The organism is Shewanella sp. S1-49-MNA-CIBAN-0167 (assembly GCF_040310145.1).
Classification (GTDB): domain Bacteria; phylum Pseudomonadota; class Gammaproteobacteria; order Enterobacterales; family Shewanellaceae; genus Shewanella; species Shewanella psychromarinicola.
Map to the genome: position 1 here is coordinate 1 of NZ_JBEOPO010000331.1, position 263 is coordinate 263.

The 263-nt window shown below is 43.3% G+C and carries 1 pseudogene; it reads left to right on the top strand.

Annotated features, from left to right (window positions below):
• Nucleotides 1-263 (top strand): annotated as a pseudogene (locus AAEZ00_RS21520) (malonyl-[acyl-carrier protein] O-methyltransferase BioC); the annotation flags it as partial.

The following is a 263-nucleotide window of genomic DNA, read 5'->3' on the forward strand; positions in this document are numbered from 1 at the left end:
GAATTACAAACATTAGGCTTTAGAGTTAACCCATTTTATTCCGTATCGGCACTTAATGCCGCATTGAGTGCATCTCATACGACTGTGGATGATTGGCACAGCATTGATATCCATGTTGAGAGTATTAGCGTGTATTTTGATGATTTGCGCAGCTTGCTGTACTCAATAAAGGGGGTGGGTGCGTCGTTTGCTCAACAAGACGAAAACAATGCAACACAACATCAGCCACTCACAAAGCAACAATGGCAGCAACGCATCGTACT